The sequence below is a fragment of the Paenibacillus sp. FSL R10-2778 genome, assembly GCF_038593035.1.
In the GTDB taxonomy this organism is placed as follows: domain Bacteria; phylum Bacillota; class Bacilli; order Paenibacillales; family Paenibacillaceae; genus Paenibacillus_AQ; species Paenibacillus_AQ odorifer.
In genome coordinates, this window is sequence record NZ_CP151956.1 from 5,569,359 (window position 1) to 5,595,810 (window position 26,452).

The window sequence follows — 26,452 nt, forward strand, 5'->3', positions numbered from 1 at the left end:
TCTATTATCTTTAATATTAGTTTTCATAAAAAAAATTCAAATTTGCCTCTTTTAATAAAGGCGCCTTCTCATCTTTGGCAGACAGCACTGGTGTAACATGAATAGGCCATTCGATACCAATAGAAGGATCATTCCACAAAATACCCCCATCACATTCCGGGGCATAAAGCTCATCGCACTTATACTGAACCTCTACGTCTTCTGTTAGTGTCATGAATCCATGAGCGAATCCTTTTGGGATCAGCAGTTGCTTCTTATTCTCAGCACTTAGTTCAATGCCGAACCATTTACTATAGGTAGGACTGCCTTTTCTGATATCTACGGCTACATCAAAAATAGCACCGCGTGTACACCGAACCAGCTTCGTCTGTGCTTTGGGATGCAATTGATAATGCAAACCACGTAATGTTCCTTTAGTTGCAGAGTAGGATTGGTTATCTTGTACAAAATCCATGTCAATTCCATGCTCTTTAAACTTAGCTCCGCTATACGTCTCCATAAACCAACCTCGGTGGTCCCCAAAAACAGCTGGTTCTACGACTAATACACCTTGCAGTAAGGTTTCTTTAATTTTCATGGTTACCACACTTTCAGTTATTAATATTGTATTTTACCTGTAGCTACTTTCATCAAATACTGACCATACCCCGTCTTACTCAACTTCTCCCCACAATTCCACAAATGTTTTTTGTCAATCCATCCATTAATATATGCAATTTCCTCAGGAGCGGCGATCTTGATACCCTGATGATCTTCAATAGTCCGTACAAAGTTAGTTGCGTCGACAAGACTTTGATGAGTTCCTGTATCTAACCACGTGAATCCCCGCCCTAGAAGTTCCACATCGAGCTCACCAAGGTTTAAGTAAGCTTCATTAATGGAGGTAATCTCCAATTCCCCCCTTGAAGAGACCTCAACATTCTTAGCAATCTCAATAACTCTGTTATCATAAAAATATAAACCAGTAATTGCATAGTTAGATTTTGGCTGAGTTGGTTTTTCCTCCACGCTCAACACTTTGCCCTCTTCATTAAATTCGACAACACCGAATCGCTCTGGATCTTGCACATGATATCCGAACACCGTTGCTCCTTGTTGTTTAGTAGAAGCACGTTGCAACATCTTCCGCATTCCATTGCCATAGTAGATATTATCTCCAAGGATCATGGCAACAGAATCATCACCTATAAAAGATTCACCCAAAATAAAAGCCTGAGCTAAACCATCAGGACTTGGTTGCACTTTGTATTGTAATGAGATACCAAATTGAGAACCGTCACCTAATAAGCTTTCAAATCTAGGCGTGTCCTCTGGAGTTGAAATAATAAGAATTTCTTTAATGCCCGCTAACATTAATGTGGATAGCGGATAGTAAATCATTGGTTTGTCGTAAATAGGTAAAAGCTGCTTACTTGTCACCATTGTTAATGGATATAGGCGCGTACCGCTGCCGCCTGCTAGGATAATGCCTTTCATTAATTCACTCTCCCAAATAATATAGAATTAATACTATTTAATATTCTCCTATTACTAATAGAATTAAGAATTAAACGTCTTTATTAATCAAGATAAAAGTCATCAATACCTCAATAAGGTCATAATAAAACTGAAAACTTCAGAAATACTGTAACAAAATAAGGAAGCATAGAATCTAAATTAGAATTAGATTTAACTATACTTTTACTAGTTGTTTTAGATTTATCATTGCGCCTTTAATATCCTTTCTCTTATAGAACAAATACACTCCATACGTAATTAAATATAAAGCCACTCCGATCCATGAATCAATAAACCAACTAGTTAATATGAAGATCAGAGAAATAATCATTTCAAGAAATATATCTTTATATACAGAAACATTGAGTATCTTTGATAAAAGCATCTCTGCCAAACCACAGCGAAAAGCTAGCAGGCCCACAATCGATACAATAATTAACGAGAGATTTTCAAATACTATAGTAAACAATATTGTAATAATGATGCTCAATAACACAGATACCACATTAATAGTAAGCATTAGCTTTTCTTTCCTCAATGTTTTTAAATAAGTATTAATTAATAATGACATTTTCCCTTCATAGACACACATTGGGAAGAGAAGCGCCATAAACATTACGCTCTCATTATATTGTGGTAACCATGCTGATAAGATTACCTTTATTGGGTAGTATGCCGCAAGTAATCCAAGCATAGGGATCATTAAAAAAGTTCGTATAGTTGAATATATAAATGCTAGTTTATCTTTATTTGCCCTTTTTAATACTGGAAAGATAATTACACCGACAGCATTGATAAATATCATCATTAGACTAGAAATACTTAGTGTGAGCGAAACTTTACCAAATGTTGTAACATCCCACGTTCTTTCAATACCAAATCGAACGATTCCAATGATAAACATACTCGCGATGTTTGCAAACATAAGTTTTATCCCTACACTAAAATTCTGAATGATCTCTCTAACATTTAAATGAAAAGCTGAGATTTTATTAAATACTATTTCTCTACAGCAATAAGCTGAATAAAATAAAGTAATAAGTTTCCCAATTATATCAGCAATGATTAATACTTCATATTTTCTAATACCCGCTATTAATAACACTAAAATCATACAACAATACAAAACTTTTTCCATTATTGTTATCTGTGCATATTCCTTAATTCTATTAGTACATTGTAATATATAGATTAACATGAGTCTTACATTAATTATAAGCATACATAATGTTGTCATATTAATTATAAATAGCCTACTAACATTTTCAAATATAATAGTTGAAAAACTAATTATCACTACACCAATTAATACTTGAAAAATAAATAACATCCAAAATTGTGAGAAGAACAAATCTTTATCTAGCTCTTTATATTCCTTTCCTCCATATCGAAGATAGATTCCATCATTCCAACCAAAGTGCAAGAAACCAACATATGATGAATAAAATAGGTATAATTGCCAATATCCATAATCTTCTATACCTATTAACTTTGGTACAACTAAAATAACAATTGTTGAAATGATCATTGATACCAGATTCGACGATAAGGTATATGAGAAATTTTTCATGAAAGCAATGGATTTTTTATTCAATATTCATCCCTCATCATCTTTACTGTAATAACTTGGAAGACAATTTACTAGTGGCCTGTAAACCTATTATTCATTTATATGATCTAAGCTTTCTATCCAAATATACTCCAATAACAGAACCACAAACCAAAATTATCCATTCCGCAGAAGATCTTAATCGCCAATCAAAGAATGAGAAACTAATAATCTGAAAAAAAACGGCTACCCAAATTGCATAAAGATACGAAAGAGTATTTCTGAATTTAAGATAACTACTACTAAAACAGAAGCCAATGAAGAAGATTATTAGTGCACAACCTCCAATCGTAAAATCTTCTATTAATTCACGCAACATTGTACCAACATTCACTCTCATCGGAACATAAAAATCATCTTGGTACAAAGATATATTTATATTGTAACCAATTTTATTTAGCAGATTATATATTGTTAAAAATGTATTTTTCCCAAAAGAAAAGGTAGGATCCTTCAAGAATGCATTTAAAGTTCCTAAAGGAGAGGTAATATATTCAATTAATTTATATACTGTAGGATTTCCATTTGTTATATTGTAAAGAAATTCACTCGAATACACGTTATCGATACCAGCTGTTCTATTCGAACTAATAACTATAAAGAGTATTCCGACTAGTGTTAATACAAATCCAACTTGCATTTTCGAAAACTTACTTTTCACATCACTAGCTAATAATACTCCCACAAACATAAGAGGAGCAAGAACAAGAGAGGCTCTTCCACCACTAGTAAGTTCTTCTAGGGCTATTAAAGCCATTGGGATGATAAATATTTTTTTAAAACCGTATTGTACTGTATATACCGCTGAAAAAATTAAGGAAACATATACCAAAACCCCTAGATAAGGTATTGTCTTAATTCCTTCACTACCAGTAAGTCGAAATAAATAAAGTTCATTTGTTTGTCCAAGTAAATTAAAACCAAACATTCTGAAAAATTGAAATACATTTAGAAGTATGACGCAACCCGATATTAAAGTGATAATTATTATAATATTAAGAATAACCTTTTGGGATTTTATTGAATGAGTAGATGATATTTCAAAATCGACAGTTGCCTTTAATTCTTCATGATATATTTTTTTTGCTATATAGCATCCCATTACATATAAAAGTTGCATAATAAATACAACTCCCCATGTAGTAAGTGTTAGTGGGTAGTACTTTATTAATTTTAGCTCATACAAAAAAACAACAGAACTCCACACATAACAATAAATGCTCACAGGGTTAATCTTTTTTTTATATATATTATTACCAAACAACACTAACAATACATTAAATACTAAATATCCAATAATTATGATTAATTCACTCTCCTTGCAAATATATATAATTTAAATATAGAATTTATTTATAATTTCCAACCAATTATTTGACCAGTCCTTATAATTGTGATGGTTTTCAACGCATTTTCTCGAATTAACTTTCAATTCATCCATTAATTCTTCGTTACACATTAAAGAGTATATTTTATCAGCAATCTCTTCGGCATTTGCATTAGAGGAGAGCTTATCTACTCCATCTATTCCAATTTCACTTAACCCACCTATTTTAGTCATTATCACCGGTTTATTACAAGCCATAGCTTCTAATGCTGATAAGGAAGTTCCTTCTGAAAAAACAGTTGGTATCAGTACAATGTTTGCTGAACGAAATAATTCTACCATCTTCCCTCTATCATTGACGTGCCCCAATAGTTTTATATGATTTTGTATATTTTCACTTTGAATTTTTTTTTCAATATAACCTTTCAACGGTCCAGTACCAACAACTTGCACAACAAATTTATCTGTTTTTTTTAGTAATCTTGTTACTATATCTGGTAATAAGAAAACACCTCGTGCTACATTCAAATTTCTTGGAACTAATATTATTGTCGATTCAGCAGTATTATCGATTTTTGGATTACCGGTAAAAAAATCCAAGTCTACACAATTGTAAATCACATTTATTTTTCCTTTATGTTTCTCTTTTTTAACATAATTGAATATATTATTGTCAACTGATACTAGGCAGTCAATGTTATTAATACCTTTTTTCACTAAAGTCGGTACTACTAATCTAAAGTATATGTATTTTAAAAGTGCAGTAAGTACTCCAAAAATATTTCTATATCTATATTTCACTTCTCTAAACACATAACTGAATAAATCCGTGTCCCATTCAACTCCATGAAATATACCTATACTATTTTTTTGAACTCCTACAAATGCAGCATAATTTGGATAGTTAAAAATTTTAAGTGAATCTTTCTCAATAATTTTTTTGAATTTAAGTGATAAAGTAATTGGGAAAAATATTTTTTCTATTTTGTTTAGCTTAATATGTTTAAGTGTAAATAGTTCAGTGTAAAACTCTTTATTATCATCACCTAATTGATATACAGTTATCTCAGCATCCGAATATTTTTGGTGAATAGCTTCTATTAATTGCATTAAATAAACTTCAGCCCCACCAATAGCAGATAAATTTCCCACATCAAAATTTGATATTTTCCCCAAAAAGTTTCTAGTGAATATTTGTATTTTCATTTTGCACTTCACCCTTTTTCAAGTAATATTTCACAAATTTCACATGATGGTAAAAAGCTAGCGAAGTAGCCCAAGTAAATCCTGCTATTCCATCGAGAAAACCTAATTGAAAAAAGTATTTATACAAGAAAATTATTGGTGGATACATTATAAATGAGATTGGATTCGGTTTCTTACCAGATTCAAATAATTTTTCTGATTCTAAATCTGTGTATCTATCAATTTTCGCAATTAGTTGTGAAACATTTTTATATGCAATGTGCAACATCTTATTTTCTAACTTGGTAATAGTACCACCATTAGTTTCTATATCTTCGTGTATAACCGAATTCCATTTGCAAAAATTTTTATTATACAATCTAATATGATATTGATTATCAAGCCCTGAATGCTTCATCCACCTATTAAAGACAAAATTCTGCATTGGTATATTATAGGCAGCATGTTTTGGATCCTTCAATGTATTTTGTATCTCATTTGCTAACTCGCTACTTATTCTTTCATCTGCATCGATACTTATTATCCAGCTATTTGATGCAAGATTTGCACCATAATTTCTTTGATTTGAATATCCTTTCCATTCATTTTGATAGACCTTATTAGTGTATTTTTTCGCAACTTCTATAGTATTATCATCACTATACGAATCAATTACTACGATTTCATCTACCCAATTTAAAGTATCTAAACACTCTTTTATATTCTTCTCTTCATTTTTTGTTATTATCACTGCAGATATTTTATTCATTTAGTTGCTCCTATTTAATAAAAATATTCTTTTATAAACCCTTAATCTATCAATATAATCTTTCGAATTTATTCTATAAGAAAGAAGCTTTATAGATGATGCTAAAAAATCAGATATCAGCCCTAATTTAGTAATCATATTAAATAGGGATTTTTGATGGGATGAAAAATACTTTTCGATATAAATATATCTATTTTTGTGCATCTGATATAACATTCTCCCTTTAACACTTTTAGTACTAGAACCTCCAATATGTATTATTTGAGCATAAGGTATATAATACATAATCTCACCATTGTCCCAAAATCTTTTACATAAGTCAGTATCTTCTTGATAAAAATAATATTGCTCATCGAAAAGCCCAAATTTCTCAATAGTTTCTCTTCTAATAAACATATATGCTCCACTAATACATTCAACATGGTGCTCTACTTCATAATTATATTTTTGAGAATATCGGTATCGAAAAATGTATTCACAGAAATATGACTTTAAAGTAGGCAACTTGTAGCAATTCTCTTGTAATGATAAATCGCTATTTAGCAATTTAATACCTAACATACTGATCTCTCTATGATTATTCATAAATTCTTTGGCTAGTGTAATATTATCATTTAAAAATATAGTATCACTATTTAATAATAGGACATATTCACCATCAGCGTACAATAAGCCTATATTATTTGCTTTCGCAAATCCTTCATTAGAGCTATTCCTCACTACTTTTATATTATTAAAATTCATTTCTATTAACTTAATGCTATCATCGGAAGAATCATTATCAACAATAATAATTTCATAATTATCATTTGTGCAATACTCTCTAATAGACTTTATACAATTAAATAACACCAATCCACCATTCCAATTAACTATTATTATTGAGACTTTCCCCTTTTCCATTCAATCCCCACCTTGATTTGCTTCATTTAAGTTTCCATTATTTTCTTATACTTTAAAACTGAGCCTATAATATGTCTACACATAAAATAAGCTGAACCCAGAGGATTCATACCTATAAATCTAAATACTTTATAAGTCATTCTAATTGTTTTTAATTTATTACCTGATTTAGAATTTCGTGAGATCCTGTATACCAGAAGAGGTTCGTTAATACCATATGCACATATACCTGTTTTCAGGATTTTCAACCACACCGCATAATCTTCATGCATATCGTCTTTCTCCATCTTTATGTTGTTAAAGAAATGCTTTTTTAGAAGAACAGAAGAACATGAAATCACATTATGCTTTCTTAATTTTTTATAATCTACTAATTCTGGTACTTCAAAAACCCCTTTATAGGAAACCCCTTCCTCATTTATATACGAGGAACCTGTAAATAAAAACTCAGCAGTTGTAGGGCTCAGATAATTCATTTGTTTTTGAAGTTTAGATATATCCCAGATATCATCACTATCCAAAAAAGCAATCCACTCACCTTTTGCCAGGAATATACCTTTATTTCTTGTAGCCGAAACACCTTGATTGTGGTGATTTTCATACAAATGTACACGATCTTCATTTTCGGTTAAATTTTTAACAATGTTCACGGTTTGATCAACCGAACCATCATCGATAATAATAAGTTCCCAATATTGATATGTCTGATTAAGGACAGAATTAATAGAATCCCTTATATATTTTTCACAGTTATAAGCAGGCATAATAATACTGACTAATTTTTCATCCTGTGCTATCTTACTCATTTCAAAGCCTCGTTTCGGATAAAATGATCGATTCATTAAAGTCATTAATACAATATTTTTTCTTATATTCAGAGAGTTTTTTATCATAAACTAAATTACCAAATACTTTATTTAGTGTTCTTGATTTTATAAACCTAAGTAAAGGATTAAATGAATTTAACATATTTATTTTTTTACCATGAACTTTTGCCACAAGCTTAACCAGATGAGAAGTACAAACATATTCTTCATTCTGTGGAAAGTACGTTCCCTCGGCACAATCATCAATCAACAATCTTACAAATTCACAAAAATTATCTATATAAATCATACTTCGTTTATTTTCAATACTAGGAAAAAAGGGGAACCTAAGTGCCATTTTAACCAATTTCGGATAATTACCTCTACAATTTTTACCATATATCATTGGTGGTCTAACGACCGCAACTTTAAATGAATCATTTTCTAGCGTATTTATCAATTTCTCAGCTTCTAATTTAGAACGGCCATAACTACTCTTAGGATTTAAAGTCGAATCTGAAAGAATTAAACCATTATCAATCCCATAAACGCTCATAGAACTCAAAAATATAAAGTGCTTAACTCCCTCCCTTTTTGCTTTGTAAGCAACTTCATATGCTAAATCACGATTCACTTTAAAAAATAATTCTTTGTTTTTTTTCGTTTCCTTAATATGGGCAATACCAGCAGTATGAAATATAACATCATATTTTGAAAAATCTCTTCCCTTCCAGGAATCACTTCTTAAATTTATTGACTCAATGATATAAATATTAGAATACTTTTCAATCCATTTTTTAAAACTTGTACCCACGTAACTATTAGCACCTGTAACAAGTATTTTCTTCATCCTGTTATTATCTCCTCAGTGCTTAAAGAATCATTTTTATTAATTTTTCCAGTCCTACCCTCTACAACACCTTCACTTTTAATAACTCCAGTAATCGTCCTAACAAAACATTTACTATCCATACGGATACCCATTTTTTCAATGTACTCTCCATCCAATTTAGCTTTAATATCGATTGAGAGTTCATCTCTCCCATTAATTTGTGCCCATCCTGTGAGACCCGGCAGTACATCATTTGCACCATATTTATCTCTTTCCTCTATAAGATCATATTGATTCCATAAAGCTGGTCTTGGCCCAACAATACTCATCTCACCTCTCAGAATATTGATAATTTGAGGCAATTCGTCCAAGCTTGTTTTTCTAAGAAATTTACCTACTTTAGTTATAAAAAAATTAGGATCTTCTAACAGATGAGTTGGCATATCTTTGGGTGTATCAATTCGCATAGTCCTAAACTTAAGAATATAAAACTCTTTTTTATTCTTACTCAATCTCTTTTGTTTAAATAGAATAGGACCTTTTGAATTCAATTTTATTATAATTGCTATAATCAAAAAAAAAGGCCATAGCAGGAGAATTCCAATTAGAGCCAAAAAAGTATCAATAGTTTTCTTCACATAAAAATATGAACTCATAATTCAAATCCTTTCTCAGGTATTTATTCAATGTATATCATCTCTATGCTTAAACAGAGAGATGATATTTTACTCTCGAAATTAAATTATTTAGACATTCCTGCAGCCAGATCTTTCCCCAACTGCAGCTGCGATTCAAATTCACTTTTATATTTACCAATAATTTCTGTACTGTAGCCATTACTGTTCAGTTTTTGTTCAGCATCAGTGACTATACTATTAAAGCTAGCAGTAAATGAGGCTAGTTGTTGTACCCCTTTAGCTTTAATACTTTTCTTACTCGCTTCATCTGTTGCTCCTATATACTCAAACGCAATATTCATTAATGTCGATTGGCTTTGATTTTTAAGCGCCGTAAGCTTAGCTTCTGTGTCACTGGTGATAGTTTCATATGAAACCTTTCCAGTTTCCGCAGAACCCCCACCCGCTGCGTCAGTTGTATCCGTTGGTGCTGGTGTTGCTACTGGAGATAAATCCTTACCATTGTTACCTGTTGAACCATTATTGGATTGCTCTTGATAAGCCTTGGAAGCAGCAGTAATGGTCTTCGTCTTCTGATCCCAGCTAATGTTATGACCTACAGATTCCGATAAAAAACGAAGGGGCACATATAAGGACCCATTCAGGATGAAGCTGGATTGACCTGCAGGCAAAGCCTTGGTTGAACCGTTAAATACATAACTTGCCTTAACTTGATTGAGGACAATATTCTTCGATGCTACTGAAGTACTATTCCCGTTCGTTGCATTCATTAGGTATTCTTTAATCACAACTAGTTCTGAACTGCTAGGCTCTGCTACGGTAACTTTAACGTTTTTAGCATCCCAAGCAACACTTTTCTGCAAGGCATATGACATAAAGCGTAATGGAATATAAGTAGTATTGTTGTACATGAATACATACTGACCTGTGGGTGGCTGAATACTCACGCCGTCAAAAATCAAATTCACATTCATACTTTGCACTTTAATCGTAGTAGTTGCAGTCTTAGTCGTTGCATTTGGCACCACCGCAGCTGCCGATACTGATATAGGTGCGGATGCTGTTAATGGCGCTAAACCAATTGAAGCAATTAATGATAAAGCTACTACTGGTAGTGTTACTTTAGACATGCTTATTCACTTCCCTTTTCTATCGCTTTTAATTGTTCTTCTTCGGCAATGATTTGGTCACGTGTTTTCCCTTGACTTACTCCATACTTCTTAGCAATCTGTGAAAGCTCATTGTACTGTTCTTCCGATACTTTATCGAGAATAATACTTCGCGCTTCCCGTTTCTCATCAAGGGTCAACCCGCCAGATGCCAATTCCTTGAGCCTCTTTATATCTGCTACACTTAGTTGTCCTAATACAATAGAGGCCACATCTGCTTTCTCTTTCACAGTGACATTATCTTGAATTTTCTTCGCCTTATCCGCAGAAATCTGAGCTGTATAGCCTTCGTCAGTACTGTTAGAAACTTCTTTGGAAGGTTCGATAGATGGTTGTATTGTTATAGTTGGAGTTGCTTGAGTTTTGTTGTTCCCCTTTTTTTGGCTAGCTATAGGAGGATTAGTTGCCCCAACTTCGGTAGATCCGTTTAGAGGCTCTACCACAGGCATTGGAGTCTCAACAGGTTCACTAAAAGTACTAACAGGAGTAGCTGTCGGTGTTGAGTCCACTACCTCTTCAACTCGAACATCGGTAACTGTATCTTCCGATTCTAAGTCTAATCCCTCCGCCATGGAGTTCATCAGCTTATCCACAGCATAATTAGCAGCGAATAATCCACCTACACCCAGTACAACAAGGACTGATAGTGTCCAAATTAATATCTTCTTCCATCTTTTATTGAACATTGGGTATCCCCCATTTGAATTAATTAGCTAATTGCAGCTTGAGCAACTGGTTGCATGGGTACAATCTGATCAATGACCTCTCGTATTACTTCCGCATCCTCCGCTAGCACACGTTCCAAACGTTTAAATTCCAGTTCCATCTGATTCTGACTGATCACATTAGGTCTGCCAATAAAGATCCGACCGTGATGTGTAGAATCTAGATTCTCTTCATCGGTGAGCAATTCTTCATATAACTTCTCACCTTCCCGAATGCCTGAGAACTGAATGTCAATGTCCGCATATGGCTCATATCCAGACAAAGTAATTAAATCCTCTGCCAGTGTCAGAATCTTTACAGGTTCTCCCATATCTAATATGAAGACTTCGCCACCTTTAGCAAAGGAACCCGATTGGATTACTAACTGTACCGCTTCTGGTATTGTCATAAAGTAACGTACCATCTCAGGATGGGTAACCGTGACCGGTCCACCAGCTTCAATTTGCTTCTTAAATGCTGGTATTACGCTTCCTCTACTACCAAGTACATTTCCAAAACGCACCGCTGAGAACTTAGTCTCACTCGTTGTATCCAAACTCTGAACATACATCTCAGCAATTCTTTTAGTCGCACCCATTACACTAGTTGGATTAACCGCTTTGTCTGAAGAGATCATTACAAATCTTTCAGCTCCGTATTTATCTGCACAATCCGCAACATTTTTTGTACCAAAAACATTATTTTTAATGGCTTCCGAAGGATTCCGCTCCATTAAGGGAACGTGTTTATGTGCTGCTGCGTGAAAGACAACATGCGGTCTATGGCTACGGAAAACGTCCATCATGCGATTACGGTCTTGCACATCTGCTATCACCGTAACTATATTTAAATCAGGGAATTTTTTACGCAGCTCCATTTCGATCGTGTAGATACTGTTCTCTCCGTGTCCAAGAAGCAATAACTTCTCCGGTGCGAAAGGTGAGATTTGACGACATAACTCCGAGCCGATAGATCCACCAGCTCCTGTAACTAATACAGTTCTATTATGCACATAACTAAGAATACCGTTTAGATCAGCTACGACAGGTTCACGCCCCAGTAAATCCTCCACACTGACATCCCGCAGCTTCTTTACAGATATTTTTCCAGCAATCAGATCATTTAGTGCTGGAATAATCTTAAGTTTAGCTCCTGTCTTCTTCGCAAGATTAATGATCTCAGAAATCTCAGTACGTGAAACGGAAGGCATCGCAATTATAATCTCATGGATTCCGCGTTCTTTCACGATAGCAGGAATTGCGTAACGGTTACCCAACACTGGAATACCCATTATTGTCATATGAAATTTGTTCATGCTGTCATCAATAAAGCCTACTAACTTGGTATGGGCAAAAGAGGGTCCCATCATTTCTCTGGCAATCAATATTCCACAATCCCCTGCCCCGACAATAAGCGTCTGGGTCTGCGTGTCCTTGTAATTGATCCGATCATTACGAAATACTCTCCACAAAAAGCGAACTCCGCCCACTAGGACAAGGGTCGCCTCCATGGCTTGCACCTCCACCCCAAGTGGTACACGTGCAGGTAGGATAAAGAAAGCCAGAGCGTAAGCAATCCCCCCACCTACTATGCTAGCTTTAAGAATGGAAATAATCTCGCCAATACTGGCATATTGCCACATTCTCCGGTACAAACCGAAATAAATCAGACTCCCCCCAAATGAAACCGTTGAAATCAATCCAAATTGCAACATTTGAATTACATACTCTTGGGGAAAGTTATCATAGAATCGGAACATATAAGATGTCACAATACTGAACCAAATGATCGCAAGATCAATGAAGAATAAAAGAACCACTCTAGATTTCGCTGTCATTTTCAGTGCCTCCAAAAATAACATTTTTAATTATGAATAAATCAATTTCCATAGTAGTAGTAATAGTACCCTTCACTAGCTTTACGTTTTACATTATTGAGAACAACGCCGAGCATTTTTGCACCTACACGATCTAGATTAGCTTTAGCTTTTACTGCGATATCGCGTTTCACCTTACCATAGCTGACAACCATAATAACGCCATCACTCTTCGAGGCCACAATTTGTGCATCCGTAACCGCTAATAATGGTGGAGTATCAATAAGAATGACATCATACCGCTGACGCAAGTCCTGTAAAAGAGTGCTCATCCGATTAGATGCCATCATTTCCGCCGGATTTGGCGGGATTGGTCCTGAGGTCATGATTGAAAGATTATTAACGCCGGACTCTTGGACAGTGTCCTCGAGAACTGCTTGTTGAGACAGTAGGGAGGATAAACCAAAACGGTTACTTAGTGTAAAAGTCTTATGTGCCGTCGGCTTCCGCAAATCGGCGTCAATCAACAACACTCTTTTATCTGCTTGTGCATATGCTGCCGCCAGGTTAGCAGATACCGTAGATTTACCTTCTTCCGGTCCGGATGAAGTGACCATAATCACTTGAATAGTCTGATCTATGGAAGAAAAATCAATATTCGTGCGCAATGCGCGAAACGCTTCAGAGACAGGAGAGCGTGGGTTCGTAACGGTGATCAGATGGCGTTGTTTATTTGGAAGCTGTGACATGTTCGAGGTCCCCCGCCTTTCTGGATGATTGTTTCTGTGTTTGTGCGGCACCTTGTTTGCTTTCGTCTTGCCCCAATCTTGTAATCATAGCTATGGTAGGCAATCCAAGATACTTTTCAATATCAGCTTCTGTCTTTAGGGTGTCATCCATATATTCCAGTAGGAAGGCAATCCCTAATCCAATCATTAAAGAAACGATAAAAGCAATAGCCATGTTCAGTAAAACATTCGGTTCTACCGGCCCTGGCTCAACAGTTGGATTCACTTTAGCTTCATTCAGAATCGATACATTTTCCACATTAAATAGACTTGGAATTTCTTCCTTGAACACAAGTGAAATGGCATTCACGATTTCAGCAGCCCGCTGATAAGAATTATCTCGAACGACAAGTGTCATCACCTGCGTATTATTTACGGAACTCACATTAACCTTTTTCAATAGCTCTTCCGCAGTAATATTGAATTGCGGATAATCCTTTGTAACAATATCAAGGATGGCCGGAGTCTTAATAATTTCCTTATACGTATTAATTAATTGAATATTGGTATTAATCTGGTTTAAGTCAAGCTGCCCCGCCGCTGACTGCGTCGGTGTTTGGTTAACGATAATTTTCGTAGATGCCTCATATACTGGGTTTTTAATATACAGACTATATACACCAGCAATACCACACACCAATACAACTATGCTGAAAATCAGCCATAGTCTCTTCCTGACGATCTGAAAATAATCGCGAAGATCCAATTCTTGTGATGACAAGTGAAATTACCCCCAAGCTATTTCTGAAATATTTCGATGCCTGTTCAAATCTTCCCTATTTGCAAAAAAAGCGCCTCCTCTCACCTACATGAGAGGAGGCTGTCTACTATAAGTTTTATTTACTTGAAGTTAATAGTACGGTAGATAATTACTGCTGCTTCAGCGCGGGTAGCTGTATCGTTCGGGTTGAACTTGCCAGCATTTCCGATAACCAGGTTGTGGCTTGCTGCAAACGCTACGCCATCTCTTAGGGATGCGCTGATCTTAGCAGCATCGGAGAATTTGCTGATTGCAGTAGAATCAGTCTTTGCATCAGGATTGATAGATTTCAACGCACGGGAGATCATTGTTGCCATTTCTGCACGTGTAATAGTTGCGTTAGGATCAAATTTGGCCGCACTGCGTCCAGTAATAATCCCTTTTTCTGCTGCAACTGCTACATATGGTGCATACCAAGCAGTTGAACTTACATCGCTAAAGCTTTGTACTGCAGAGTTGTTTTCCAGGTTAAGCGCACGAATCAGCATTTTAGAGAACTCAGCACGAGTTACATTGCTCTTCGGTGCAAATTTACCTGCTCCTACTCCTTCAATCGCGCCTTTAGCAGCTACGACTTGAATTTGTCTGCCAGCCCATGCTTGTACAGCAGCAATATCATTAAAGGAGACTTTATTCTCAAGTACTGCGTAAGAAGAGAATGTATCACGTGGTTCTACGATGAAATCTCCATCAAGAACTCCACCTTGGAACTGCAGGTTGCCGTATACAAGTTTACCAACGGAAAGCAATTCTTTATCAAGACCATCAGTATTCTTAAGTGGCAATTTAATAGTTATTGGTTGTTTGAATGTGCTTTGTGCTACACCGTTTACACTTAGTGCGAATTCATACACATCCGAAGCCAATTTCAGCTTGGTAACGGAAGTTACAACTTCTGGTTTAGCAGTAGTTACTGTCAATGAAATCGCTGTGCTGAATTGGCTTACAGGAATCGTTACAGTTACACCGTTGAAAGTAATTGCGATATTTGCAATACCTCTAGCTTTCGCAGCTTCAATAATAGCTTGGGAAAGTGGAACTTCAACTGTAGTAGCGTTTACTGTTCCCAGATTCAGGGTCAAAGTAAGACCAGTTTTACCAGGGTTCGCTGCAACCAGCTTATCAAATTCTTTAATTACATCAGCATCAACCAATTTCACAGTTGCTTTACCATCAACAATACTTACAAGTTTGGATACATCATAGATTCCTGGAGTTTGAACAGGAGCTACAGGCGTTGTAACACTTCCACTTCCATTTCCGCTTCCACTGTTACCATTACCGTTACCATCGCTAAATCCATAGGCTTTAACGTAAGCAACAGCAAGTGATTTTGCCGCAGGTTTCGCGGATTTAATCGTATTGTTCAGGTTTTTCAGTGTTTGCTTCACATCATTAGCACTAACTCCAAGCTTGTCCAACGCTTGGCTTACTGTAAGTGCTCCTGTTCCTGTTGTGTGGCTCAATACTTTTGCAATAGCTTCATCCAACAAAGTATCGTAACCAGATTCAGAAGTAAGAATTGCCAACAAATCTGCCGATGACTTGCTGCCTACCAGTGTACGAAGTTCTGTTTCAATACTGCTCAAGAATTCAGCAACACTATCAACAGTAAGTCCAGACACACCCGCTTTAGTTGCAATTTTGCTAACCAAAGCAATGTTTTTGTCATCGTTACGGATAACTTGGATTCCAGAGAAGTCATTGCCATAGACGTCGTAGACTACACTAGTAACGCTTTGGAACAATTTAAGAGATGTTGTCTTTTCTTCTGGCTCCAAAGCAAGCTTATCCAGAATTGGAGCAAAAATCTTTTCGAAAGTCGCCTCATCCAGCGCTGCAACCTCAGTCTTCAAATTGTAGAGATAAACTGCATCTGTTGCGGACAATTGTTTGTAAACAGCAAGAACTTTTTCCTTAACTGCGGTACTGCTACTAACTGTAGCCGCAGATGCTGTACCTACCGCACCAAGGCTACCCAGCGGAAGACCCGCTACGGATGCTGCTACCATACTTGCTGCTAATGTTGATACTACTAGTTTCTTTTTCAAAGTCACTAAATATCCACCTCTTCTTATGTAATAAAATATTGTACTACCATAGACCTAGAACCATTCGCCCAAATGCTACACTATTGCGTTTAGCATTAAATCACCCAATAAAACCCATTCTACCACTATTAGGTAGATTAGTCAGCCCTTTCGGAAAAAAAATCCAAACAATTTTTGTCGGTTTCTCCTTGTTTGTACGTGTTTTCCATGAATAACCTCGCCATTGGTCATAATTTGCTGAGCATTGCCGCAAACATAGTCGCGCAGCTCAGGGCCTAGTTCTTTCTCCATAACCACATAAGCAGTGTTTAATCCAAATGGACGATGAACACTGTCATGTGCATCAGAGGCCAATACATGTACTGCATTTCTACGGCATAGCTCCAGTGACAGCTTCTGAAGCTTATTCCCGAAAACGCCTGCAAGACTCTGTGCGGTTACCTGCCCTAGTGATCCTAGCTCTATCAATCTCTCTAGTTTAGAAGGATCAGCAGCTATTTCAGCATTGCGTTCCGGATGGGCGATGACCGGAACGAAACCTTGAATGATCAGCTCGTGGCAGATTTCTTCCATGTTACGTGGTACTCGTGAAGAAGGCATTTCCAGTAAAATATACCGCGAATCTGCAAGACTCAGCAATTCCCCCCGCTCCAGATCATTCAGCAGATCACCGTAGATACGGATCTCTTGACCTGGAAGAACAAGCAGTGGATTACCAGCCTGACGAAGTCTTTCGTTCATCAGCTCCACAGCTTCTCTAATCTTGGGGGCGTTATTCATATATTGACCGTTGGCGTGATGTGGCGTGGCGATGACTGAAGTAATCCCTTCTCTGTGGGCGTCTTGCGCCATGGCAAGAGCGGCTTCCCAATCAGAGGCTCCGTCATCCAAAAAGGGTAAGATGTGGCAATGAATATCTATCATATGTTATCTATCGGTCCTTTTCCATAGAAATTTTAGTTTTAAACAAAAAAATACAACCATTCGTACTAGGAATGGTTGCTTGATTGTAAATGAGTTCTTATCTTACGCTTCGGTTGAATCCTCTTGCTGAGATTCATTTGCTATCATTTCAGCATCCTCTGAATCCGGAGATTCATTCTCAGAAGGGCGAATATACCCATCGATTAAGCCCCAAAGCTCGTCTTTGCCGAGACCAATTTCCGAGGAAAATGGAATAAAATTATCCCCTGGCAGCACGCCCAGCTCCTGCTTCATGGTCTTGATATGCTTTTGCCAGCGCGTCTTCGGAATTTTATCCGCTTTGGTCGCTACAACACACATTGGAAGATCGTAATGCTTCAACCAGTCGAACATCATCTTATCATTGCTGGTAGGTGAATGCCGCAGGTCCACAATAAGCAGAACAAGCTTCAACGTATCGCGCTCAGAGAGGTATTTCTCAACCATTTTACCCCATACCGCGCGTTGCGTCTTGGAAACCTTGGCATACCCGTAACCTGGAAAGTCAACAAAATACATGCTGTCTTCATTGATACGGTAATAGTTCATGTGTTGTGTCTTACCAGGCGTGGAGCTTGTCCGAGCCAGATTCTTACGGTTAATCATTCGGTTAATGAGGGAAGACTTCCCCACATTGGAACGCCCTGCCAGAGCAACCTCTGGCAAGGAATCATCAGGGTACTGATCAGGGCCAACGGCACTGATAATAAATTCGGCAATATTAACTTTCATAGGACTTCCTTTCTAATGCACACTACTCGGTGGCTCACTGCTAATTTCATTATGATGCTCAACTAACGCATGATGCAAGACCTGATCCATATTAGATACTGGTACGAACTCAACATCATTACGTACGCTCTCAGGAATATCTTTCAAATCCCGTTCATTGTCTTTGGGAAGAAGGATCTTTTTATATCCAGCTCGGTGAGCCGCAAGGGATTTCTCTTTCAATCCACCAATTGGCAGTACACGTCCCCGCAAGGTGATTTCACCTGTCATCGCCACATCCTTCGAAACATAACGTTTCGTGAGCGCGGAGATCAATGCGGTTGCAATCGTAATCCCTGCAGACGGACCATCCTTCGGAATTGCACCTTCCGGAATATGGATATGAATATCAATCTTCTCATAAAAATCGGGCTGGAGGCCCAGCTCCTCCGCCTTCGAACGAGTATAGCTGAATGCGGCCTGTGCCGACTCTTTCATTACGTCGCCAAGCTGTCCGGTAAGGGTTAGTTTACCTGTTCCCTGCACAACCGTAACTTCGATCAGCAATGTATCACCGCCAACCTCAGTCCAAGCCAGCCCAGTGACCGTACCGATCTGATCTTCAAGCTCGGCCATACCGTAACGATATTTGGAAGCCCCAAGATAATCCTTGATGTCGTCAGGAAGAATGACCACTTTCTCTTTTTCCTCAGACACGATTTGTTTCGCAGCTTTGCGGCATAATGCTGCAATCTGCTGTTCCAAATTACGAACACCGGATTCACGGGTATATTCGCGGACAATGCGTAATAAACTATCGTCTTCGATAATCAGTTGATCTTCTGCAAGACCGTGGTTTTTCTTCTGCTTAGGCAATAGATAACGGCTGCCGATTTGCAGTTTCTCCAGTTCCGTATATCCCGGAATGAACAACATTTCCATTCGATCCAGCAAAGGACGCGGAATATTATGCACTACGTTGGCTGTTGTTACAAACATTACGTTCGACAAGTCGAACGGCAGCTCTACAAAATGATCACTAAACGTGTTGTTTTGTTCTGGATCCAACACCTCAAGCAGCGCTGAAGATGGATCTCCACGGAAATCCGCAGCCATCTTATCGATTTCATCCAATAGGATAACCGGATTAATCGTACCCGCCGTCTTCATGCCTTGGATAATCCGGCCCGGCATCGCACCTACATAAGTCCGTCGATGACCTCGAATCTCCGCCTCATCACGTACACCGCCTAGCGAGATACGGACGAACTTGCGGTTGAGCGAGCGGGCGATGGAACGAGCCAGTGAGGTTTTCCCCACCCCTGGAGGACCTACAAGACATAAAATCGGACCCTTAAGCTTCTTAACCAACTGCTGAACGGCCAAATATTCCAATACCCGTTCCTTCGGTTTTTCCAAACCGTAGTGATCCTCATCAAGTACCTGCTCGGCCTTTTTGATGTCAAGATCATCCTCTGTCTGTTCACTCCAAGGGAGACTGAGCAGCCAATCTACATAGTTGCGAATAACGCCGCCTTCCGCAGAGCTGACTGGCATTTTTTCCAGACGGTCGATTTCTTTCTCCATCTTTTCTTTCACGCGTTCCGGAACATTTTTCTCTTCCATTAGCGTCCGCAGCTCTTCCGCTTCTCCTACCCGGCCTTCCTTCTCACCGAGTTCTTTCTGGATCGCTTTCATTTGCTCACGCAAATAATATTCCTTCTGCGTCTTTTCCATCTGCTTTTTGACACGTTGATTGATCTTACGTTCAAGCTCCAGCACTTCACGCTCATTATTAAGAATATCAAGAAGCTTCTCCAGCCGTTTACTGACATCAATTGTCTCGAGAATTTCTTGCTTATCCTTAATTTTTAGCGATAAATGACTCGTAATGACATCCGCAAGTCGACCAGGCTCTTCTATATCGGATACAGCAGCGAGGGTCTCTGGGGTCACTTTTTTGGATAACGTAATATAGTGTTCGAACTGATTGAGTACTGTACGCATCAGCGCGTCACATTCTTGATCGCTATCTTCATCTTCCGGCAGCTCACGCGCCATAACCTCATAGTACTCATCATTATCGATATAATTAATAATTTCGGCCCGTTCTACACCTTCAACCAGTACACGTATCGTACCGTTTGGAAGCTTCAGCATTTGCCGCACATTGGCAACAGTACCGACCCGAAAAATATCGTCCTGACCTGGCTCTTCAATATTCACTTCCGACTGGGAACAAAGAAGAATCAAATTATCTTCAACCATAGCTTTCTCTAACGCCCGAACTGACTTCTCACGGCCCACATCCAAGTGAAGAACCATGCTTGGGTACACAAGAAGCCCTCTTAGCGGCAATAAAGGAAAACGACGACCTTTTGTTTTATTTGTCATCATCGCTTTCGCACCTCCCATGGCTCTCAATTAATCTCATATGCATTCATTCTAACAAAAGCAGCCCCAAAACACCAACAGAGTCCTTAGATTTCAAGAAGAACCGACTTGCTTTTCCTTAAATAGAGACAACGTTTCTTGTAGCATTTAAAAAGGAAGCAGCAGAATTGCCTGCAGCCTCCTTTATTTTACAGCGACAAATCTCACCTTATTCTTCGAATTAGGGATCAATTTAGTTTAACCCTTTGCAGATTCACCAGCCGCATCGGCCTTCAGGAGTGAAGGTGCAGCGGAGAACAGCTCTCCAGCAACTGCAGGCAACCTTACATCTGCTGTATCGGCACCAAACAGATGACGGAACACCTCTTCTACTGTTTCCATTGGAATAACGCGTAATGGCGCGAGGTCAGCGAAGAGAGACTGCCAGTTTTCTTTTGGAATAAGCACTGTAGTGGCACCAGCTTGAAAAGCAGCTTCTACTTTGGCAATTACACCGCCCACTGGCTTAACTCGACCATGGATGCCTATCTCACCTGTGATCGCTACCGTGTTATCCACGGGAAGTCCACGAATAGCGGAGACAATTGCTACTGCCATCGCAACTCCAGCAGAAGGTCCGTCAATCGGTGTACCCCCTGGGAAATTCACATGTAGATCATAACGATCGGGCTCCAGATTCATCGTACGTAGTACAGTCAATACATTCTCAACCGAACCCTTTGCCATACTTTTTCGCCGAATCGTGCGGGAGCCTCCACCGATCTCTTCTTCATCCACCACACCGGTTACGTTCAGTCTGCCTTGGCCGTTCACAGCAGGCGCTGCGGAAACTTCGATTTCGAGCAGAGTCCCCATCCCCGGCCCATACACGGCAAGACCATTGACTAATCCAATCTGCGGTGCCGAAGGAATCTTGCGTTCCGTACGCAGCGGAAGCTGGCTACTACCTGCTACCCATTCTACATCAGCAGCATTTAGTGTATCTCTCTGCTCTGTTAAGGCTAACCCAGCAGCCAGTTGAATCATATTAACTGCTTCCCGGCCGTTGGTTGCATACTGTTGCACCACAGTGACTGCTTCCGGACTTGGTTTAAGCCCAATTTTCTGTATCGCGTCACGCGCGATGACGGCAATCTCATCCGGCAGCAGCGGGCGGAAATAAATCTCCATGCAGCGCGAACGCAGCGCAGGTGAAATCTCATCCGGAGAGCGCGTAGTAGCGCCAACTAGCCGGAAATCAGCAGGCAATCCATTTTGAAAAATATCATGAATATAAGCCGGAGTATTATTATCCTCCGAATTATAATAAGCGCTCTCTAGCAGGACCTTCCGGTCTTCAAGCACTTTAAGCAGCTTATTCATCTGAATAGGGTGAAGCTCTCCTATCTCATCCAGAAAAAGAATCCCGCCATGCGCCTTAGTGACCGCGCCCGGTTTCGGCTGTGGCACACCCGCCACACCCATGGCCCCTGCACCTTGATAAATAGGATCATGCACAGAGCCGATCAACGGGTCAGCAATACCACGCTCATCAAAACGAGCGGTAGTGGCGTCAATCTCTGTGAATTTGGCGTCACTTTTAAAAGGAGAAAGCACATTCTTTTTCGCCTCTTCCATGACAACACGCGCTGCCGCAGTCTTGCCCACTCCCGGCGGACCATAAATAATCACATGCTGCGGATTAGCGCTGCAAAGTGCGGCTTTCAGGGCGCGCAGCCCATCTTTTTGCCCGACAATATCTCCAATAGAAGCCGGACGTGTTTTCTCCGACAATGGTTTAGTTAATGTAATCATCCGCATTTTCCGTAACTTGTCCAGTTCCTTGCGCGACTCTCGTTCTACCGCTGTCTTATTTGTCTTCTGACCCCGCAGCAGATTCCAAAAGTATACGCCGATAACCAGCGCGAAAAAGAGCTGCACGATCATCACAACTATACTTAATTCCATAGGTCATCCTCCTGTTTCGTTCAGTCTACCTTTCCACCCTTGGCTACTATTAGGTAGTATAGCCGTTTCGGTAATTAGTAAACGCGAATTTGAGGATTTGTTGAATTGTTGCAGTAGGATAGACTCTGATAATTAACTATAAGGGCATTAATGAGTATGGGGAGTACGAATGTAGCTTAGATAATATTAAAAAAAGGAGATTGTTGAGGAGGTTGGAGAGGAAGGAATGCGGAGGAGTGAGGAGTTATACTCAACATTTTTGACGCCGATTCCCCTCTTCACAAGAGTAAGCCAGCCTTTTTCACAGAGATTCTTTAGCATCATGCGTACTGTTTTGGGATCTAGCGTGAAATAATCAGCGACTTCTTTAGGGCGTATCACCCCAGCTTGACGCACCACTAAACGCATGATTTCCTTCTCAGCGATTAGCAGTCTGCCACGCGGTGCATCTACAATTTGGTAGCGGCTTAGCGCCAAACGCAGCAGTGTAACACATAACTCAGGGCGCTGTTCAACATCATCATAGGCAAATGAAAATACTTGATAACCCATTCCGTACAGAAAAGTTTCACGATTTAGCTCATTACAAGACTTCAGCCTATCCATGTCTCTTACATGAGCTACATACCCTTTGATCTCAAACAAAAGCTTGATCGGCCCCGGCAAAAAAGCAAAATCAGCAAAATAAGCTCGTCTTTGTAAATCCAGCACCTCATACTCCGGATGAAGATCATTGAATTCACCACAAAGCGGCCACCAGACATTCTGCAAAAATAATTTCTCGGCGTGGCCATGACCTCTCTCCAGCCTCCCCCGACGTTCGCCCGTTCTGCTTGCAAGATGCTGCGCAATAAATTTTTCATGGGCTTGTTCATAGTTCATGTTCACTCATCCCTTCCTCCAAAATGGAAATAAACGCAAAAAAAACGCCCCATGAGCCCCGGATATACCGGAACTGCACAGGACGTTCTTCGCCACTTAGATCACTACTTACCTAACGTCGCCCAAAATTACTATACGATGCTAAGAAGTGTTTATAATATTATGAGATTGAAAATTCTTATAAATACCATTCAGACCAAGTTACTTCGACTGCACCGGAGGTGCAAGGTTAGCGTGGGCGCGGCCCGGGATTTCGCCCGTTGCCTCGTAAGCCACCACAATCGCATCAATTTCCTTCTTCAGCTCGTTTACGAGTTCAGCTTCAGGCACTTTACGGATCATTTGTCCGTAGCGGAAAAGCAAACCTTCCCCACGAGCGCCAGCAATACCGATATCTGCTTCACGTGCTTCACCAGGACCGTTAACAGCACAGCCAAGGACGGAAACTTTAATAGGCACCTTAAGCTTCGAAATGTATTCTTCCACCTCATTAGCGATGGAGAAAAGATCGATATCCAGCCGTCCGCAAGTCGGACAAGAGATCAGCGTCGCCGCGTTAGAGATCAGACCAAACGTCTTCAGCAGCTCACGCGCCACCTTAACCTCTTCAACCGGATCGGCACTAAGCGAGATACGCAGTGTGCTGCCGATGCCCATAGAGAGCAGTGCACCAATACCTGCGGAACTCTTCACTGTACCAGCAAACAATGTGCCAGATTCTGTAATCCCCAAGTGCAGTGGATAAGGGATAACTTCCGCAGCCTGACGGTAAGCTTCGATGGCCATTGGCACATCGGATGCTTTTAGAGAGACGATAATGTCGTGGAAATCCAGTTCCTCTAGAATACCAATATGGTATAACGCACTTTCTACCATAGCTTCTGGGGTTGGGTATCCGTATTTCTCCAAAAGATGATTCTCCAAAGAACCGGCGTTTACACCAATCCGAATCGGAATTCCTTTTTCTTTACATGCTTTAACTACCGCTTCTACCTTTTCGCGACGACCAATGTTCCCCGGATTAATCCGTACCTTATCGATGCCGTTCTCAATAGCCATCAACGCTAGCTTATAGTTGAAATGAATATCCGCTACGAGTGGGATATGAATCTGTTTCTTGATCTCCTTGATTGCGGCAGCCGCCTCTTCATTGTTGACAGTTACGCGTACTAGCTGGCAGCCTGCTTCCTCAAGCCGCAATATTTCAGCTACAGTAGCCTCCACATCAGCGGTTTTGGTTGTACACATGCTTTGAATCGCAACCTCGTTGTTTCCCCCAATAATGAGCCCGCCAACATTGACAGGACGGGTTTGGTGTCTCAAGAACATGATTTTTCTCCCCCATAACGCCAAAGCTCCACCCCTTCGCTCCCGCTAATGTGAAGCGGGATAAGCGGAAGAAAGGTGGAGACTGTGACATGTATTGTTAAGGAAAAGCGGCTTACGCGCTTTCCTCTTTCTTCTTGTCTTTCTTAAGGTTGAGCTCAGGCAAAGCTTTCTCCTGAACGACCTGTTCCGTGATCACACAATCCTTAATATCATCGCGTGAAGGAACTTCATACATCACATCGAGCATGATGCTCTCAATAATCGCGCGCAGTCCACGGGCTCCCGTATTACGTTTGATCGCTTCCTTGGCAATTGCTTCGAGTGCCAATGGTTCGAACTTCAACGCTACGTTGTCCATTTCCAGCAGCTTGATATATTGTTTAGTGAGTGCATTTTTAGGCTCGGAAAGGATACGTACAAGCGTATTCTCATCAAGCGGCTCCAAAGTCGAGATGACTGGCAGACGGCCTACAAATTCAGGAATAAGACCGAATTTGAGCAAATCTTCAGGCAATACCATCGACAAATATTCACCAGGCTTAAGATCCTTTTGTCCTTCAACTGCTGCGTTGAAGCCAATGATTTTTTTACCGATACGGCGTTTAATCATTTGCTCCAGACCGTCAAAGGCACCGCCAACGATGAACAGGATGTTCGTCGTGTCGATCTGAATAAACTCCTGATGAGGATGCTTACGTCCGCCCTGCGGAGGCACAGAAGCAACAGTTCCTTCCAGAATCTTCAGAAGCGCTTGCTGTACACCTTCGCCGGAAACGTCACGAGTAATGGACGGATTCTCGGATTTACGTGCTACTTTATCAATTTCATCAATATAGATAATGCCGCGTTCGGCTTTCTCCACATCGTAATCTGCAGCTTGAATGAGTTTGAGCAGAATGTTCTCAACATCCTCGCCGACATAACCAGCTTCCGTTAAGGAAGTAGCGTCTGCAATAGCAAAAGGAACGTTGATAATCTTCGCCATCGTTTGTGCTAACAAGGTTTTACCAGAACCTGTTGGACCGAGCAAAAGGATATTACTCTTCGTCAGCTCAACATCTTCGATCTTGCTTTGGCTGTTCACACGCTTGTAGTGGTTATAAACCGCTACAGAAAGAGATTTCTTCGCTTGCTCTTGACCGATTACATATTGATCCAAAATATCGCGAATTTCCTTTGGTTTTGGAATGTCCTTCAGATCAAGCTCTTCCTCATGACCGAGCTCTTCTTCCACAATTTCCGTGCAAAGCTCGATACATTCGTCACATATATAAACGCCCGGTCCTGCTACAAGCTTACGAACCTGCTCTTGTGATTTACCGCAAAAAGAACATTTCAATTGCCCTTTTTCATCATTAAATTTAAACATCT

The 26,452-nt window shown here is 39.4% G+C and carries 23 protein-coding genes; all 23 read right to left on the reverse strand.

The window, feature by feature from the left end; genetic code table 11:
• Positions 1–16: 16 nt before the first annotated feature.
• Positions 17–577: a dTDP-4-dehydrorhamnose 3,5-epimerase gene (rfbC, locus tag NST40_RS25065; RefSeq protein WP_076277496.1), complete on the reverse strand. Its 561-nt coding sequence runs from the start codon at positions 575–577 to the stop codon at positions 17–19.
• Between the two features lie 20 nt (positions 578–597).
• The gene (gene rfbA, locus NST40_RS25070) at positions 598–1,476 is read right to left on the reverse strand and encodes a glucose-1-phosphate thymidylyltransferase RfbA (protein ID WP_076220842.1); all 879 of its coding nucleotides are present in this window, start codon (positions 1,474–1,476) and stop codon (positions 598–600) included.
• Between the two features lie 196 nt (positions 1,477–1,672).
• Positions 1,673–3,091, reverse strand: coding sequence for a hypothetical protein (locus NST40_RS25075; RefSeq protein ID WP_076277497.1), 1,419 nt, complete (start codon positions 3,089–3,091; stop codon positions 1,673–1,675).
• A 70-nt stretch (positions 3,092–3,161) separates the two neighbouring features.
• Positions 3,162–4,373, reverse strand: a complete 1,212-nt coding sequence (locus NST40_RS25080; RefSeq protein ID WP_256719066.1) for an O-antigen polymerase — start codon at positions 4,371–4,373, stop codon at positions 3,162–3,164.
• Positions 4,374–4,442: 69 nt separating this feature from the next.
• The gene (locus NST40_RS25085) at positions 4,443–5,639 is read right to left on the reverse strand and encodes a glycosyltransferase family 4 protein (RefSeq protein ID WP_342410096.1); all 1,197 of its coding nucleotides are present in this window, start codon (positions 5,637–5,639) and stop codon (positions 4,443–4,445) included.
• The gene (locus NST40_RS25090; protein ID WP_076277500.1) at positions 5,617–6,387 is read right to left on the reverse strand and encodes a glycosyltransferase family 2 protein; all 771 of its coding nucleotides are present in this window, start codon (positions 6,385–6,387) and stop codon (positions 5,617–5,619) included. Before NST40_RS25090 ends, NST40_RS25085 begins: the two co-directional genes overlap by 23 nt.
• On the reverse strand, positions 6,388–7,290 hold the full coding sequence (locus NST40_RS25095; protein ID WP_076277501.1) for a glycosyltransferase family 2 protein: 903 nt from the start codon (positions 7,288–7,290) through the stop codon (positions 6,388–6,390). It lies immediately after the preceding gene.
• A 26-nt stretch (positions 7,291–7,316) separates the two neighbouring features.
• The gene (locus NST40_RS25100) at positions 7,317–8,096 is read right to left on the reverse strand and encodes a glycosyltransferase family 2 protein (protein ID WP_081387590.1); all 780 of its coding nucleotides are present in this window, start codon (positions 8,094–8,096) and stop codon (positions 7,317–7,319) included.
• Between the two features lies 1 nt (position 8,097).
• Entirely contained in the window at positions 8,098–8,946 is an 849-nt protein-coding gene (locus NST40_RS25105; protein WP_076277502.1) for an NAD-dependent epimerase/dehydratase family protein, read from the reverse strand.
• Entirely contained in the window at positions 8,943–9,584 is a 642-nt protein-coding gene (locus tag NST40_RS25110; RefSeq protein WP_076277503.1) for a sugar transferase, read from the reverse strand. The genes NST40_RS25105 and NST40_RS25110 overlap by 4 nt, the downstream gene beginning before the upstream one ends.
• Positions 9,585–9,670: 86 nt before the next feature.
• Positions 9,671–10,696 carry a copper amine oxidase N-terminal domain-containing protein gene (locus NST40_RS25115; protein ID WP_342410097.1) on the reverse strand — a complete coding sequence of 342 codons (1,026 nt, stop codon included), beginning with the start codon at positions 10,694–10,696 and terminating at the stop codon, positions 9,671–9,673.
• A 2-nt stretch (positions 10,697–10,698) separates the two neighbouring features.
• Positions 10,699–11,421 carry a hypothetical protein gene (locus NST40_RS25120; RefSeq protein WP_342410098.1) on the reverse strand — a complete coding sequence of 241 codons (723 nt, stop codon included), beginning with the start codon at positions 11,419–11,421 and terminating at the stop codon, positions 10,699–10,701.
• A gap of 23 nt (positions 11,422–11,444) precedes the next feature.
• A complete protein-coding gene (locus tag NST40_RS25125; protein WP_076277506.1) occupies positions 11,445–13,277 on the reverse strand; it encodes a nucleoside-diphosphate sugar epimerase/dehydratase in 1,833 nt (610 codons plus the stop codon).
• A gap of 41 nt (positions 13,278–13,318) precedes the next feature.
• Positions 13,319–14,005, reverse strand: coding sequence for a CpsD/CapB family tyrosine-protein kinase (locus NST40_RS25130; RefSeq protein ID WP_076277507.1), 687 nt, complete (start codon positions 14,003–14,005; stop codon positions 13,319–13,321).
• Positions 13,986–14,765, reverse strand: coding sequence for a Wzz/FepE/Etk N-terminal domain-containing protein (locus tag NST40_RS25135; protein WP_076277508.1), 780 nt, complete (start codon positions 14,763–14,765; stop codon positions 13,986–13,988). The genes NST40_RS25130 and NST40_RS25135 overlap by 20 nt, the downstream gene beginning before the upstream one ends.
• A 119-nt stretch (positions 14,766–14,884) precedes the next feature.
• Entirely contained in the window at positions 14,885–16,861 is a 1,977-nt protein-coding gene (locus NST40_RS25140; RefSeq protein ID WP_342410099.1) for an S-layer homology domain-containing protein, read from the reverse strand.
• 135 nt (positions 16,862–16,996) lie between these two features.
• Positions 16,997–17,779 (reverse strand): CpsB/CapC family capsule biosynthesis tyrosine phosphatase, encoded by a 783-nt coding sequence (locus NST40_RS25145; RefSeq protein ID WP_342410100.1) that lies wholly within the window; start codon positions 17,777–17,779, stop codon positions 16,997–16,999.
• A 102-nt stretch (positions 17,780–17,881) separates the two neighbouring features.
• Positions 17,882–18,550 (reverse strand): ribosome biogenesis GTP-binding protein YihA/YsxC, encoded by a 669-nt coding sequence (gene yihA / locus NST40_RS25150; RefSeq protein WP_076277511.1) that lies wholly within the window; start codon positions 18,548–18,550, stop codon positions 17,882–17,884.
• Positions 18,551–18,562: 12 nt separating this feature from the next.
• On the reverse strand, positions 18,563–20,926 hold the full coding sequence (gene lon / locus NST40_RS25155; protein WP_076129428.1) for an endopeptidase La: 2,364 nt from the start codon (positions 20,924–20,926) through the stop codon (positions 18,563–18,565).
• A 234-nt stretch (positions 20,927–21,160) separates the two neighbouring features.
• On the reverse strand, positions 21,161–22,870 hold the full coding sequence (gene lonB, locus NST40_RS25160; protein WP_038573063.1) for an ATP-dependent protease LonB: 1,710 nt from the start codon (positions 22,868–22,870) through the stop codon (positions 21,161–21,163).
• 186 nt (positions 22,871–23,056) lie between these two features.
• Positions 23,057–23,752 carry a BlaI/MecI/CopY family transcriptional regulator gene (locus NST40_RS25165; RefSeq protein WP_342410101.1) on the reverse strand — a complete coding sequence of 232 codons (696 nt, stop codon included), beginning with the start codon at positions 23,750–23,752 and terminating at the stop codon, positions 23,057–23,059.
• 201 nt (positions 23,753–23,953) lie between these two features.
• Complete coding sequence (ispG, locus tag NST40_RS25170; protein WP_036685055.1) at positions 23,954–25,081, reverse strand: flavodoxin-dependent (E)-4-hydroxy-3-methylbut-2-enyl-diphosphate synthase; 1,128 nt, start codon at positions 25,079–25,081, stop codon at positions 23,954–23,956.
• A gap of 112 nt (positions 25,082–25,193) precedes the next feature.
• A complete protein-coding gene (clpX, locus tag NST40_RS25175) occupies positions 25,194–26,450 on the reverse strand; it encodes an ATP-dependent protease ATP-binding subunit ClpX (RefSeq protein ID WP_036685052.1) in 1,257 nt (418 codons plus the stop codon).
• Between the last annotated feature and the right edge of the window lie 2 nt (positions 26,451–26,452).